Genomic DNA, 14,300 nt, shown 5'->3' on the forward strand with positions numbered 1-14,300 from the left:
ATAAAAAGACCCCAACACCAAGGGCGTTGAGATCTTTTCAAGCTAAAAGTCTGTAATACTTAAAGACTGCTGGATTTAAACTCCAAAGGCAGTTCTCAGTATGTAGAAAATAACAATAGCAAGGGCAGCGCCAACTGGCAATGTAATTACCCAAGAAACTACAATGTTTCTGATCACACCCATATTAAGTGCAGCAATTCCACGTGCCATACCTACCCCTAATACCGCGCCAACTAAGGTTTGTGTAGTAGAAATTGGCAAGCCTGTTCCCGATGCAATTACAACTGTAGAAGCAGCAGCTAATTCTGCCGCAAAACCACGACTTGGTGTTAAATGCGTAATGCCTTCACCAATAGTTTTAATTACTTTTTTGCCTAAAATTGCAAGGCCTGCAACAATACCGAAACCACCTAGAGGTAAAATCCACCATGCAATTGACGCTTGCTTAGCTATTTCGCCATTATTTTCAACAATGTTTACAACTGCCGCTAGTGGACCAATCGCGTTAGCAACGTCATTAGAACCATGAGCAAATGCCATACAACATGCAGTTAATACCATTAAGATAGCAAATACTTTCTCAACGTTATTAAATTGCATTTTCTTATCGGCTTTTGGATCAATCTTTAATCGAGAAATAACGACTTTACCAATAATACCAACAATAACAGCAATACCGATTGCTAATGCATACCCTTCAACAGCACCTAAATTAATACCAATGTGCTTTAAACCTTTCTTGATGGTTACTAAAGACATGATAAAACCAGCTAAACCCATATAAATAGGCACATAGCGTTTGGCATTGTTAAGTGGCGCCTCGGTGTCAAAAATTAACTTTTGCGCACTCATAAAGATTAAGTAGGCAATAAACCCTGAAATCGCAGGGGTAACAATCCAACTCCCCACAATACCTGCAACTTTGTCCCACTGAATCGCTTCGCTACCAACTGCAACTAAGGCAAATCCGATGATAGCGCCAATAATTGAATGTGTGGTTGATACCGGCCAACCTAAGAATGAAGCTATTAGCAACCAACTACCCGCTGCAAATAATGCCGAGATCATCCCTAATACCATAAGTTCTGGCAGGTCTAAAAATGGCGTAGAATCGATAATGCCTTTACGAATTGTCGATGTTACTTCGCCGCCTGCTAAGTAGGCGCCTGCAAATTCAAAAATCATCGCTATAAAAATAGCTTGTTTTATAGTTAATGCTTTTGAACCTACCGATGTGCCCATCGCATTAGCAACGTCATTCGCGCCAATACCATAAGCCATAAAAAAGCCGACTGCTGCGGCAATTAAAATTAATACCGTGCCATAAGATGCAATGATATCCATTGTGTAACCCTAATCTTTCATTATTGAACTGAGTGTAAATTACCGAGCTAACATCAGCTCAAGACGCGAACCAACGCGTTCTGCGATATCCGCAAGCTCGCCGACCCATTCGATGATTTTATATAAAAACATTACATCTACAGGATTGAGTTCATTTTCAACATCGCGTAATTGGCGACGTATTATGATTTGCATATCATCCGTGTCTTGTTCAATTGCATCCAATTCAACGAGCATTTTTTCTACTAAGGTCACTTCACGACCTTTAAAACCTGTTTCTAGTAACTCATCTAACTCATTAATTGCGTTTGATGCTTGTTTAGTTGCATCAACACAGCGAGTTACATAGGCTAAAAAGTTAACTTGAATTTCTTTTGGAATGGTCATCTCACGACCAATTACACGACCAGCAATGTCTTTTGCTTTATTAGCAATTTTATCTTGCTGGGTGACGAGTTCGAGCAGATCTGTACGCTCTACCGGCATAAATAAACCGCGCGGTAACTGTAAACGTATATTTCTTTTCATCTCGTCGGCTTCACGTTCTAAAGTACGAATGTTCAAGCGAATCTCTTCTGCTTGTTGCCACTCTTCTTTAAATACATGATTGAAAAAAGGGATCAAAGCTTTACTTGCTTGATGTACCTTCTTGATGTGATCTTCCATTGGCTTTATAGGAGATTTTGCGAATACCCCTAAAAATGCGTTTGTAGGCATAACTGACCCTTAAATCAAATTAGTATGCTTTGCGGCGTGAATTTTACAGCATTCACCGCGATTGTGAATGCTTTTATTACATCACAGCTACCGCTACAGCATTATAATTATAACGAAAACAGAAAAAGCGACCATTGGCCGCTTTAATAAAATAAGACGGTATCAAAAAATCTATAACGATTTTTCTATATCCTCTTGAGATGTATGACGAATATCTTTACCATTAACAAAGTAAATAATGTATTCAGAGATGTTTTGACAACGATCGCCAATACGTTCCAATGAACGTACCGACCAAACTAAATCCATAATTTTTGGAATTGAACGTGGGTCTTCCATCATATAGGTCATAATTTGACGAGTAATTGCTTCATACTCACGGTCAACCTTGGCATCTTCCTTATGTACTTCAAATGCTTTTTGTACATCCATACGTGCAAAAGCATCGAGTACATCATGCAACATTTTTGAAACTTGGCGACCCATATTTTCGATGTTAACTAATAAATCTTGCTGATCTTTAGTAAATGAATCTAACGCAACTTTAGCAATACGCTCAGCCTCATCACCAATGCGCTCAAGATCTGCAATGGTTTTGGCAATCGCGACCACTAAGCGTAAATCGCTTGCAGCTGGCTGGCGACGAGCAATGATACGGGTACATTCCTCATCAATATTTACTTCCATGGCGTTTACTTTATAGTCGTTTTCACGCACTTTACGCGCTAACTCAGCATCGCCATTGCTAACTGCATCAAGCGCACTATTTAGTTGCTGTTCAACTAAGCCACCCATGCTTAATACATGGTTACGAACGTTTTCTAACTCTTGGTTAAAGCGGCCAGAAATATGCTTATTAATATTGTGTTCCATTGTTTACCTTCTTATCAAAATAGCTAACGTAACCCAAAAACAGCTTGACTCAGCCTAGCCATAACGACCGGTGATATAATCTTCTGTTTTCTTTTTCGTTGGGGTAGTAAATAACGTATTGGTATCTGAGTACTCTATTAATTCACCCATGTACATAAAAGCCGTTTGATCAGAAACCCGCGCTGCTTGTTGCATGTTGTGGGTTACGATAACAACGGTAAACTTATTTTTTAAATCGTTGATAAGCTCTTCAATTACCAGTGTTGAAATAGGATCCAATGCTGATGTTGGCTCATCAAGTAATAATACTTCAGGCTCGATGGCGATAGATCGCGCAATCACTAAACGTTGCTGCTGACCACCTGACAAACCAAATGCGCTATCGTGCAACCTATCTTTTACTTCATCCCACAGTGCCGCGCCTCGCAGTGACTGTTCAACCACTTCGTCTAATTTACGTTTTTCTTTGATACCTTGTAAGCGTAGGCCATAAACCACATTTTCGTAGATTGATTTAGGAAACGGGTTCGGACGCTGGAATACCATACCGACATTGCGACGCAGCGCTGCAACATCTACCTTTTTATCATAGATGTTTTGTCCGTGTAGTAAAATTTCACCTTCAATACGGCAAATATCAACCAGATCATTCATACGGTTAATACAGCGCAATAACGTAGATTTACCACAGCCAGATGGTCCGATAAATGCGGTTACTTGGCCTTTGGGAATATTCATATTCACTGAGCTAAGCGCTTGTTTTTCACCATAGTAAAGATCTAAGTTTTTGATCTCGAGTGCCGTTTGCTCGGTGCTTAAATTGTCTAAGTCCAATTTCAAACTGGTGCTTGATTGGTTTACTTGTGGAGCGACTGTAATCATGTTTGTTACCTATAGAATCTTTACTAATTATTGATCAAGCGATCTAAATTTTTCACGTAAATGGTTACGTATGCCTATCGCGGTGATATTCAGTGTAATAATTACTGATACCAGTAAGAATGCGGTGGCATACACTAGCGGACGTGCCGCTTCAACATTTGGGCTTTGGAAGCCAACATCGTATATATGAAAACCTAAATGCATGAACTTTCGATCTAGATGAAAATACGGGAAGTTACCATCGAGCGGTAATGTCGGTGCCATTTTCACCACACCCACTAGCATCAATGGTGCAACTTCGCCGGCAGCACGCGCCACCGCTAATATTAAACCGGTCATAATCGCAGGACTGGCCATTGGCACAATAATACGCCATAACGTTTCAGCTTGCGTTGCGCCCAGAGCTAAAGAGCCATGACGAACCGTACTTGGGATACGTGATAAACCTTCTTCAGTTGATACAATCACTACAGGCAGCGTTAAAATGGCAAGCGTTAGTGCGGACCACATAACGCCTGGAGTACCAAATACTGGACTAGGTGCGGCTTCTGGATAAAATAATTGATCTAAACTGCCACCCAATACATAAACAAAGAACCCTAAGCCGAATACACCGTAAACAATTGAAGGCACACCGGCCAAGTTAATTACCGCGATACGGATCATCTTAGTAATCGCATTTTTAGCTGCGTATTCATGCAAATAAATAGCTGCCACCACCCCAAACGGCGTTACAATTACAGCCATCAACATTACCATAAAAACAGTACCAAAGATTGCCGGGAATACACCACCTTCAGTATTAGCTTCACGCGGATCATCCGAAACAAATTTACCTAGTTGTACAAAGTAGTGACCTAGCTTTGCAACAAAGCTCATGTCATTAGGAAACCAAAAATCCAAAACCTGATACAAAGGCAAAGTAACAATTTCACCGCGCATATCTTTTACGGTTACCTGATCACGCTTAGCTTGTTTGCGCAGTGCAAACAATTGCTTTTCAAGTACGCTATACTCGGCTCTTAAATCAGCACGCTGTTGCGCAAGCTCAGCCACTCGCTCATCGGTCAGGGCATCATCGAGTAAATACGATTTCTCTTGTAAACGTAAACGCTCTAATTGATAGTTAATATGACCAATGTCACCGTTTTGTAAATCAAGCGCTTGCTCATTAAGCTCAACAGCACGTTCAACCAGCTCTTCTAATATTTCCGTTTTATCATCATTGATCACTTGGCCGTCTTTTATTACTTGTTCAACGTAGCCATAAAAATTACCATTTTTACTGCGTTCAAACACCGCGATAGCCGCAGGCATGGTATATGATTTTATGTCGGTTTCTATTACCCAACGAAAATCTAAATCAACGTATTCACGGTTACCGGTTTTAATTAAATAACGTTCTAGTTGCTCTTTATCATAACCAGATAAATCAACACCGGTTGCCTCAAGGCGCGATTTAGGCACCATTTCACGGTCGTATATTTCACCAATTACGGTTTGCTGCGCAACCGAGCCCTGTAACTCGAGTTGTACGACTTGTGATGGCCAGAAAAAGCTTAACCCTTTCCAAGCAATCATTGCTAATAATCCCAAGACAGAAATCAAACTGATACTTACTGCACCACCTGTCATCCATATCCAAGGAGAACCTGACTTAAACCACTGCTTTAACATGTCGTGTCTCCCACTTACATCGAGCTGTATTTATCACGCAACTGCTGACGCACAAACTCAGCAATTGTGTTGAAAATAAAGGTGAATATGAATAATACAAATGCGGCTAAAAATAAGATCCGATAGTGTGAACTACCCACTTCCGATTCTGGCATTTCTACTGCGATATTTGCGGCTAAAGTACGCATACCTTGGAAAATACTCCAATCCATTATTGGCGTATTACCCGTTGCCATTAGTACAATCATGGTTTCACCTACGGCGCGGCCTAAGCCCATCATGACCGCAGAGAAAATACCAGGACTGGCGGTTAATAGCACGACGCTAATTAAGGTTTGCCATTGTGTTGCGCCCAGCGCCAATGAACCGTTTGATAAATGCTTAGGCACACTAAATACCGCATCTTCCGCGATAGAAAAAATAGTCGGAATAACCGCAAACCCCATCGCAATACCGACTACTAGTGAATTACGTTGATCGAAAGTCAAACCCAATTCGTTAGTTAAATACTGGCGAACATTACCGTCAAACATCCACAATTCAACCACGCCACTCATCGCAAAGGCTAACCAACCAATCAGTAACAGCACCGGTATTAATAAGATTGAATGCGCTCCATCAGGAACACGGTGACGAATGCTTTCTGGTAATTTAGTCCACGCAAATGCGGTGGCTAAAATACCCAGCGGCAGCATGAATAACAAACCAACAATCGCAGGTAAATGCTCTTCTATCAACGGTGCAAGCCACAAGCCTGCTAAGAATCCTAAAATTACAGTTGGTAATGCTTCCATAATTTCAACCGTTGGTTTAACAACTTTACGTAATGAACCTGACATAAAATAAGCAGTGTAAATTGCCGCTGAGAGTGCAATCGGCACTGCGAATAGCATCGCATATAAAGCAGCTTTTATAGTACCGAATGAAATTGGCACTAAAGAAAATTTAGCCTCAAAGTCATCACCGGCAGACGTTGATTGCCAAATATAACCCGGCTCTGGATAACCCTCATACCACACTTCTTGCCACAAGGCTGACCAAGTCACCTCAGGGTGTTCATTGTGAATTTCAATCACAGTTAATTTGTCATCAGCTAGAATAAGTGCCGCATTTGAGCGGGGTGCAATAGCAAAGTTTTCAATCGGACCTTCACTGATTTTACCTTGCCATAGTTTTGCTTCACTGGTGGTGTAATACACGCCTAACTCACCATTAGAACTGGTGGTAAAGAACGTGCGACGATAAAACTCAGTGAATATGTCTAGTTTAGGCTGCTTTGAGGTTTCAAACGCGCGTATTTTTTGATATTCACGGCCTTCGTCAGTATTAATTTCAAACCACTGCGAAACTTCACCATTATCATTCGCTACCATCAGCGAGTTAGCACCGGCTAATAATTGCGCCGAAACCAAGTTGGCATTTTCTTCATTAGCTGCCAGCATTTGGATCAGCTCAACCTCGCTTGGATTGCGAGTATCGTAAACATAAATTTGATTGGCTGAGCGCACAAAGGTACGGGTGGTATCTGGCGACATTAGCAGTTGATCAACGCGCCCTTCAACATCAAGTTCAGTGCGCTCAACAACCCATTCAACTTCACCGCTGAACATGTTTTCTTCTGCAACAAAACTGCTAAAGATCACACGTTTGTCAGACGTTTGTGCCACAACAGCAGTTTTATCTTCATAATGACTAAATGCAAATTGTTTAATGGCAGCGCCATTATCGTCAACCTGCAATGTTTTTTCACCAAGTGGATAACCCAAACGCGGTGTTAATTTACGTTCATTATTAGGAAAGGTAACTAAGAATTTAGGTGACACTATCATCACCGACCCATTTTCTAGTCCGTATGCGTAATGCCCTTGAAATGGCGCGCTGGTTGCAAAACTACTCACTTCACTGTCAAGTGGTACAGCCAAACCCGCAAGTTTTTTACCAAAGCTTTTTTTCTCAACACTGTAAAAATCAACTTTACCCTGTTTACTCAGTAAAAAAGCAACTTCTGTTTGCTCTTCAACTCCTAGGCCGGTAATTTTTTCAGCATTACTAAGCGCAAAGCTATCGCGCGTTTCTACTTTTGCTGATTCAAAAATAGGTTGCACAACATACAATAAATAGAAGAATATCAATAGCAAAGCTATCAACACCATGATACCGCCAGCGGTAATGCTAAATTTGGCAAACCGATCTTTAAATAGACGGCTTCTATCCGTATTAAAAGACGGTTTATTCGGATTGGAAGTCATCAAAACACCTATAAATCTTAACGTTGAATAGATTATATTTCACCAAGATGACAGTATTGTTACAAACGTCATAATTACTAAGACTTTGTTGTGGCATTCATCACACAAAACAAACAATGTTTATATTCAATAACTTGAAAATTTTTCAACTTAATGATTTATTATTAATAAACAAAAGTTTAGACAACGAAAGCGGTAAACTCAGACTATTTTACTGTATTTAAATTCGACTAGTAACAAAAAAAATGGACAAATTTGGGTACTGAGTCAATACTCAATTCGGTTCTTTACTAAATATAATAATCATTCAACAACTTCATGCTTGGGCATTAATTATTCAATTACGGCATTTTAAGGGATTCACTATATGAAGCAATTAGTTATAACTATTTTGGGGCAAGATCATCCTGGGCTTGTGGAAGATATTTCTTCTGCAGTTTTAAATCATCATGGTAACTGGCTCACCAGCAATTTAAGTCATTTAGCGGGCCATTTTGCTGGCATTATCGAAGTCGCAGTGCCCGCTGAACACCTACAAGAATTACAAAATGCATTGCATGGCTTACCGCGATTAGAAGTACGGATTGAAACAGGCACAAATGAATTACCTGACACACCAGCTGAGCAGCTTAACTTTGTGATCACTGGTAATGATCGACCTGGTATTATACAAGAACTTGCCGGAGTATTGCGTCACAAAGGAGCAAATATTACCCACCTAAACTCCAAGCAGCAAAGTGCACCAAACTGGGGAGTACCAATTTTTAGCGCCATTGCAACCGTTGCTTTGCCAACAGGTATGAATAAAGACGAAGTTGTGACAGCACTCGAAGCTATTACATCTGACCTAATTGTTGATATTGAAGACGCTTAAGCACACCTCACAACAGTTTCTTACTGCAAGATAAACATGTCATAAAATTGACATGTTTGTCATTTTTATGTCATCTAAGTGTTCTATATTTTGTTCAGTTGCTATCCAAGGAATAGAAAATGAACGCCTGCGCTGATGTGTCTCAAACAATTAATTATTTTGCCCCTGAGTTAAGTTGGCTGTCTTTTAATGATCGTGTTTTACAAGAAGCTAAAGATAAAAATAACCCGATTATTGCACGTATTCGTTTCTTGGGGATCTTCTCTAACAATTTGGATGAATTTTTCAGAGTTCGGGTTGCCGATGTGAAACGGCGCATTTTATTAAACAAACTTCCTGATACCAATTTTGATGAAGACGAAATTTTACTTACCCAAATTCAGCAAAAGGTTATGCAGCTTGGTAAAAAATTTAATGTTATTCATCAGCAAATTCTCGATGATTTAAATACCCACAACATTCATGTTTCTCGTCCTGAACAACTTAGTGAGTTTCATATTAACTGGCTAAAAATATTTTTTCACGACAATGTATTACAGCATATATCGCCGATCATGCTGGATGAAAACAAAGACTTTTCAGATCATATTAACGATACAATGACGTACTTATTTGTCGAAATGTTTAACGATAAAAGTCATTATGCAATGTTAGAAGTCCCTACCGATCGCGTACCACGCTTTGTAATTTTACCACCCGAAAAAACCCGCCGTCATAAAACAATTGTGATGTTAGATGATATTATTTTGTTTTTCTTAAGTGACGTATTTAGCAGTTTCTTTAGTTTTACTGAAATCCAAGGTTACGCAATCAAACTGACCCGTGATGCAGAATACAACCTAGATGATGAACTAGAAGAAGGTATTTTAGATAAAATGTCTAAGGGACTAAAGCAGCGTATTTATGCCGAGCCGGTGCGCTTAGTATATGACCAAACGATGCCCGAGCCGATGCTCAAAGTAATGAAAAAGCGCTTAGGTGTAACCCACCACGATGCGTTGATCCCTGGTGGTCGCTATCGTAACTTTAGAGACTTTATTGGTTTTCCCAATGTTGGTCGGCAATACTTAGAAAACAAGTCTCTACCCGTTTTGCAAAGCACAGCCTTTAACAATCACGCCAGTGTGTTTGCTGCAATTACTCAGCAAGATATTCTACTTTATTATCCATATCATACATTTAACCACTTATTAGAATATGTTCGCCAAGCAGCATTTGACCCTAATGTTACGCAAATCAAGGTGAATATTTATCGCGTAGCTAGCAAGTCTCGATTGATTTCATCGCTAATCAATGCGGCTAAAAATGGCAAAAAAGTAACGGTAATGGTTGAACTCAAAGCCCGCTTTGACGAACAAAACAATATCGGCTGGGCTAAAGTCCTAAGCGCTGCGGGTATTAAAGTGATTTTTGGTATCCCTGCACTTAAAGTACACAGTAAGCTATGTATTATCCATCGTCGCGAAAAAGGTCAAATAGCAAAATATGCGCACATTGGCACCGGTAATTTTCATGAAAAAACTGCAAAAATTTATACAGACTTTAGTTTATTTACTAAACATCAAGGAATTTGTGACGAAAGCGATAGCGTATTTAAGTTTATAGAAAGTAGCTATAAACCCTTTGTGTTCGAGCACTTAATGATTTCGCCGGTGAACGCTCGACAGCTGTTGCTTGGCTTAATTCACCAAGAAATAGCCCATGTCGAAAATGGTCAAAGCGGTAAGATCACTCTAAAAATAAATAACTTAGTCGACAAAGAACTGATTGATTGTTTGTACTTGGCCGCTCGCAGCGGTGTTAAAATTCGCATTATTGTCCGTGGTATGTGCTCCTTAGTACCAGGACTCAATAATTTTAGCGACAACATTAGAGTAATTAGTATCGTCGATCGCTTTTTAGAGCACCCGCGAGTTATGATCTTTGGCAATAATGGGGATGAGAAAGTCTATATTTCATCTGCGGATTGGATGACACGTAATCTTGATCAGCGGGTTGAAGTTGGCGTGCCCATTTATGATGAAAAACTACAACAACTCATTATTGACGTACTTGAACTGCAATTTAAAGATCGTACTAAAGCACGGATTATTGATAGCGAACAAAAAAACCATTATGTTAGGCGCGGGAATCGTAAAAAAATACGTTCGCAAATCGCTATTTATGATCACTTAAAAAAATGGGAAAACAATTATAATAATGAATAATTATCCCTCAATAGCTGCGGTTGACTTAGGCTCAAACAGCTTTCATTTAGTGGTCGCAAGAGAAGTTGACGGCTCACTGCAGATTCTCCATAAAGAAAAACAACGGGTATATTTAGCGGATGGTTTAGACGATAAGAATCAACTTAGCCAAGCAGCAATCGACAGATCGCTAACGATTTTGAAGCAGTTTGCCACCACACTGCAAGACTTCCCCGCAACTAATGTAAAAATAGCTGCAACTTATACGCTCAGACGCGCAAAAAATATTAATTCATTTTTAACTCAAGCAAGCAGTGTTTTTCCCTATCATATTGATGTGATCTCAGGGCAAGAAGAAGCCCGTTTAATTTACCAAGGAGTAGCTCATTATATTCATCACGATGAAAACCGTTTAGTAATTGATATTGGTGGTGGTAGTACCGAGCTCATTATTGGCAAACATTTTAAGCATAAGCTGCTATCAAGTCGCAATATGGGCTGTGTAAGTTATACCAAACAATTTTTTGCCGATGGTATTATTAACAATAAACGCTTTAGCAAAGCACAAATAAAAGCAGAGCAAGAACTTGAAGTCATTTTTGCTACTTACATTAGTGCGGGTTGGCAATCTGTTGTAGGCACGTCTGGCACAATAAAATCAATCTTAGCGATGATCAGCGCAAACGATCCTGAACAAAAAAATATCACACTGGAGCGATTGCTCGAACTTAAAACTCAATTTATAGCCGCCAAAACTATCGATAACCTATTGATTGAAGGTTTAAGCCCTGAGCGTCAAGTGAGTATTTGTGGTGGCCTGGCTATTCTAATCGCTATTTTTCAATTGTTTAATATTACTGAAATGGATTACAGTGACTTTTCACTGCGCGAAGGTCTGCTACATGAGATGCAGCAAAAGTTAGCGCTTAAAGACATACGCACCAATACCATAGCTAATTTAAGCGAAAGAAACACAATCGATAAGATCCATGCTGGGCGTGTTGCCAATACTGCCGATTGGCTATTTTTACAAGTACAAAAAGAGTGGCAACTTGACTCGTTAGACAGCCACCAATTACTAGTGTGGGCAGCACAATTACACGAAGTGGGTTTAGGTATTAACTCATCGGGCTTACACAAACATAGTGCATATGTGGTTGAAAACAGCCAACTACCTGGGTTTACGCAACAACAGCAAACATTATTAAGCTGTATGATACGGTTTTACCGTAAAAAAATTCGTTTAGAAGAATTTCCAACTTTACTCTCGGTGCCACACTATCAAATATTACAGTTAATTGTACTACTCAGACTGGCTATATTATTAAACCAAAAACGCCTTAACGATCAACATCAGGAGTTAGCCGTTTCAGTAAAAGGCAACAGTATGCTGTTGCAGTTTCCACTTGGATGGCTCAACGAACAAACCCTGCTTTATGCAGATTTACAACAAGAACAAAAGCACTTGAAAAAGGTGGGTTTTTTAATCGATTTTGTATGAAATACAGACATAGTTAAATTTGGATAGCCTTGGCTATCCAAATTAGGTTCTCTATTACATATCCATATGACGATTAGCGCTTTGTATCATCTGCTTTAAGCCTTGCTGCTCAAGCTCTAACAATTGCGCTAACTTCTCGTTGCCTGCTGGAGTTTCTGCACGACTAAGTAGGTATTCATAAAGGTTGATCACTTTTTTGTGCTGCTCAGATAAGTAACCTTGCATCACTTGCTCATCAACACGCGTATCGCGATCCAAATCAGTAAAATTAATTAGCTCAGAGTTTTCAGCAAAGTACTCGTAACAATAAGTGTCTAAGGTATTGATCTCAGTGATGGCTTTAAAACCAACTAAATCCTCAGCCAACTTTTTTTCATACTTAACAAAATAGTCTGCGAGCATACGGTTATGCTCTGCTAAATCATCTCTGAGACTAAAAAAGTTAGCCGCCATTTGCGTGTGAAAGAGTACAGTCCAGTCGTACACTTCTTGTATTGTTTTAACTTGCATGTGCATTCCTTAATTAACCCTAGTAACCATACTCCTGCGTAAAACGTGCCATTAAAAAGTTAAATTAAAACAGAGAGGTATTAAAAATACTATCACCCAAACTCGTATAAGTTACAAGCCATAGGGTAATTTTTATAGAGTGGCGGTAAAAAGCGGTGGCTCCTATTTTATTTGAACTATGGCTAAGTGAAATACCGAGTCAATAACAGGCATTATTCAGATAAATCAATATATGTTCATTACAGCCTTTTCATACCCTAGCCGTAGATAAAATACGCGCTGCTAAATATGAAAAGGCAATAACAAAGAGCTAAGCTATTCCTGCTATTTATACTGATGTTGAAGTGAGGCTGGTTTACCCCTCCTCAAACTCTTTATAAATAAGCCACTTTGGAAGGTAGGGGGTGTCGGGTACCTGCCAGCCATGCTTATCATAGGCAAGCCCTGCCACCGCGCTTATCAGCAAGGCAACATCGCCTCCCCATGTAACTGCCCCCTCCGGAGGGTCATTGTAAAATTTATAATGCAGTTCAATAGCTTTATGGATTGCCCGTTGGTAATGAGCAGCATCGTTTGATAACACCGCTACCCACACATCCAAATAAGGTAAGAATAGCTGGTTCACGTAAGGCGCTCTAAATTCATCAACATGCTCAGGGCCTGATTTTTCCATTACCTCGCGTAATAACACTGTTTGGTCTGCGTCTTGTACAAATATATTTCGCACAAACTTGAGGAGTGCGAAGTCAAAGGCATCAGGGTACTCAAGCCAATCTTCTTCGCACCGGCAGATTAACTCAACCGCATCAGCATCTCTTAAGCAAAGCGCTAAACTCAATTGCAATAACCAATCATCAACCATAATAGAGCGATGCTCAGCACGACCCTCTAAGCGAAACACGTGCTCTTTTAAGGTAAAAATATGGCGCTGCCCAGGATTTGACACTAAATTATAGTGCGCATGTAATAAATCCAGGCCAAAGCGCATAATAGGCACGCCCTCAAGCCCTTTCTCTGCATTTTGTGCATGAAAGCTTAGACTTATACAATCCATTGCGTCAGAGTTTAACCGTGCCTGCGGCTCCTCATAAATCGCGGGCTCTAGCTCGAGATAACGCTGCCACCTATTGTTATAAGTATCTAAATGAATTTGAAAAGCATTTTGCAAATTCACTAATTTATAATGGTCATTGTGGTACTTTAAATCGCTCATAACTGAATCTTTCCAATGGTGTAATTTGTCACGTCAAACGTTGGCTTTAAGGTGCTGCCAGTTTGAAACTTCTGCTGTACTTTACGAAACTCAATTTTATCAGAATATTTTTCAAATGTTTGTAAAGTGTTGCCTAGCGCTTTTATTTCAGCGCTATTGTTGCCCGCACCAATCGCCTTATTGTACTCGCGCTGCATGTTTTTAACCACTGACTGCACATAAGAGGTACTGCCTTGCTCAATAAAAATAATAGGGGTCAGATCACTTGCTTCAT

General features: G+C 39.8%; 12 protein-coding genes. 3 read left to right on the forward strand and 9 right to left on the reverse strand.

Features of this window, described 5'->3' with window-relative positions:
• Positions 1-75 precede the first annotated feature (75 nt).
• The 6 genes from J7338_RS18640 to J7338_RS18665 form a co-directional block, all read right to left on the reverse strand.
• Positions 76-1,344 carry an inorganic phosphate transporter gene (locus J7338_RS18640; protein WP_210798488.1) on the reverse strand — a complete coding sequence of 423 codons (1,269 nt, stop codon included), beginning with the start codon at positions 1,342-1,344 and terminating at the stop codon, positions 76-78.
• Positions 1,345-1,383: 39 nt separating this feature from the next.
• The gene (locus J7338_RS18645) at positions 1,384-2,061 is read right to left on the reverse strand and encodes a TIGR00153 family protein (RefSeq protein WP_210798489.1); all 678 of its coding nucleotides are present in this window, start codon (positions 2,059-2,061) and stop codon (positions 1,384-1,386) included.
• A gap of 171 nt (positions 2,062-2,232) precedes the next feature.
• On the reverse strand, positions 2,233-2,934 hold the full coding sequence (gene phoU, locus J7338_RS18650) for a phosphate signaling complex protein PhoU (protein WP_064668157.1): 702 nt from the start codon (positions 2,932-2,934) through the stop codon (positions 2,233-2,235).
• A gap of 54 nt (positions 2,935-2,988) precedes the next feature.
• A complete protein-coding gene (gene pstB, locus J7338_RS18655) occupies positions 2,989-3,816 on the reverse strand; it encodes a phosphate ABC transporter ATP-binding protein PstB (RefSeq protein ID WP_145238219.1) in 828 nt (275 codons plus the stop codon).
• 27 nt (positions 3,817-3,843) lie between these two features.
• Positions 3,844-5,493 (reverse strand): phosphate ABC transporter permease PstA, encoded by a 1,650-nt coding sequence (gene pstA, locus J7338_RS18660; RefSeq protein ID WP_210798490.1) that lies wholly within the window; start codon positions 5,491-5,493, stop codon positions 3,844-3,846.
• Between the two features lie 14 nt (positions 5,494-5,507).
• Positions 5,508-7,742 (reverse strand): ABC transporter permease subunit, encoded by a 2,235-nt coding sequence (locus J7338_RS18665; RefSeq protein ID WP_210798491.1) that lies wholly within the window; start codon positions 7,740-7,742, stop codon positions 5,508-5,510.
• Between the two features lie 367 nt (positions 7,743-8,109).
• Here J7338_RS18665 and J7338_RS18670 point away from each other — a divergent pair, with 367 nt between their 5' ends.
• The 3 genes from J7338_RS18670 (at position 8,110) to J7338_RS18680 (ending at position 12,303) form a co-directional block, all read left to right on the forward strand.
• Positions 8,110-8,616 carry a glycine cleavage system transcriptional repressor gene (locus J7338_RS18670; protein ID WP_210798492.1) on the forward strand — a complete coding sequence of 169 codons (507 nt, stop codon included), beginning with the start codon at positions 8,110-8,112 and terminating at the stop codon, positions 8,614-8,616.
• Between the two features lie 119 nt (positions 8,617-8,735).
• Positions 8,736-10,823, forward strand: a complete 2,088-nt coding sequence (gene ppk1 / locus J7338_RS18675; protein WP_210798493.1) for a polyphosphate kinase 1 — start codon at positions 8,736-8,738, stop codon at positions 10,821-10,823.
• Complete coding sequence (locus J7338_RS18680) at positions 10,816-12,303, forward strand: Ppx/GppA phosphatase family protein (RefSeq protein WP_210798494.1); 1,488 nt, start codon at positions 10,816-10,818, stop codon at positions 12,301-12,303. The genes ppk1 and J7338_RS18680 overlap by 8 nt, the downstream gene beginning before the upstream one ends.
• A gap of 54 nt (positions 12,304-12,357) precedes the next feature.
• Here J7338_RS18680 and J7338_RS18685 read toward each other — a convergent pair whose 3' ends face one another.
• The 3 genes from J7338_RS18685 to J7338_RS18695 all read right to left on the reverse strand — a co-directional run.
• Positions 12,358-12,813: a hypothetical protein gene (locus tag J7338_RS18685; RefSeq protein WP_210798495.1), complete on the reverse strand. Its 456-nt coding sequence runs from the start codon at positions 12,811-12,813 to the stop codon at positions 12,358-12,360.
• A gap of 355 nt (positions 12,814-13,168) precedes the next feature.
• Positions 13,169-14,026 (reverse strand): immunity 49 family protein, encoded by an 858-nt coding sequence (locus J7338_RS18690; protein ID WP_210798496.1) that lies wholly within the window; start codon positions 14,024-14,026, stop codon positions 13,169-13,171.
• Positions 14,023-14,300: hypothetical protein (locus J7338_RS18695; RefSeq protein ID WP_210798497.1), on the reverse strand; the 278-nt coding region annotated here is incomplete at its 5' end. The genes J7338_RS18695 and J7338_RS18690, both read right to left, overlap by 4 nt.

Source organism: Pseudoalteromonas ostreae (assembly GCF_018069805.1).
Taxonomy (GTDB): domain Bacteria; phylum Pseudomonadota; class Gammaproteobacteria; order Enterobacterales; family Alteromonadaceae; genus Pseudoalteromonas; species Pseudoalteromonas ostreae.

Coding starts and splice junctions, on each gene's coding strand:
- J7338_RS18640 (WP_210798488.1), bottom strand. CDS start 1,344: ATGGATATCATTGCATCTTATGGCACGGTATTAATTTTAATTGCCGCA.
- J7338_RS18685 (WP_210798495.1), bottom strand. CDS start 12,813: ATGCAAGTTAAAACAATACAAGAAGTGTACGACTGGACTGTACTCTTT.
- J7338_RS18645 (WP_210798489.1), bottom strand. CDS start 2,061: ATGCCTACAAACGCATTTTTAGGGGTATTCGCAAAATCTCCTATAAAG.
- pstA (WP_210798490.1), bottom strand. CDS start 5,493: ATGTTAAAGCAGTGGTTTAAGTCAGGTTCTCCTTGGATATGGATGACA.
- pstB (WP_145238219.1), bottom strand. CDS start 3,816: ATGATTACAGTCGCTCCACAAGTAAACCAATCAAGCACCAGTTTGAAA.
- ppk1 (WP_210798493.1), top strand. CDS start 8,736: ATGAACGCCTGCGCTGATGTGTCTCAAACAATTAATTATTTTGCCCCT.
- J7338_RS18665 (WP_210798491.1), bottom strand. CDS start 7,742: ATGACTTCCAATCCGAATAAACCGTCTTTTAATACGGATAGAAGCCGT.
- phoU (WP_064668157.1), bottom strand. CDS start 2,934: ATGGAACACAATATTAATAAGCATATTTCTGGCCGCTTTAACCAAGAG.
- J7338_RS18670 (WP_210798492.1), top strand. CDS start 8,110: ATGAAGCAATTAGTTATAACTATTTTGGGGCAAGATCATCCTGGGCTT.
- J7338_RS18690 (WP_210798496.1), bottom strand. CDS start 14,026: ATGAGCGATTTAAAGTACCACAATGACCATTATAAATTAGTGAATTTG.
- J7338_RS18680 (WP_210798494.1), top strand. CDS start 10,816: ATGAATAATTATCCCTCAATAGCTGCGGTTGACTTAGGCTCAAACAGC.